This window comes from Mesorhizobium sp. M8A.F.Ca.ET.161.01.1.1 (genome assembly GCF_004792105.1).
In the GTDB taxonomy this organism is placed as follows: Bacteria; Pseudomonadota; Alphaproteobacteria; order Rhizobiales; family Rhizobiaceae; genus Mesorhizobium.
In genome coordinates, this window is sequence record NZ_SRTD01000146.1 from 1 (window position 1) to 382 (window position 382).

Annotated in this window: 1 protein-coding gene; it reads right to left on the reverse strand. The window is 64.4% G+C overall.

Annotation, left to right across the window (positions count from 1 at the left end; all coding sequences use genetic code 11):
• Window positions 1-382: RNA methyltransferase (locus tag EN804_RS35050; RefSeq protein WP_135922330.1), on the reverse strand; the 382-nt coding region annotated here is incomplete at both ends.

Consider the following 382-nt stretch of genomic DNA (forward strand, 5'->3'; position numbering starts at 1 on the left):
GCGACAGCACCGATTGCGGCAACCCCTCGCCTTCCGTGCCGATGACGAGCGCCATGCGTTCAGCGCGGGGAATATCGCGGATTTCGGTCTCGCCACCGGGCGAAAGGCTCCAGATCGAAAACCCGGCTGCCGCGAGCCGCTCAAGCATCTCCACTGCCCCGCCGCCGCGATGATAGGGGACCGACAGCACCGACCCCACGGAAACCCGCAGCGCCTTGCGATAGAGCGGGTCACAGCACGTCTCGTCCAGCAGCACCGCATCGGCATAAAAGGCTGCGGCGTTGCGAAACATCGCTCCGAGATTGTCGTGGTTGGAAATGCCGCAGCCAACGAGCACCAGAGACGACGCGGGAAGCGCTGCAATCATCTCTTCCAGGCCGTC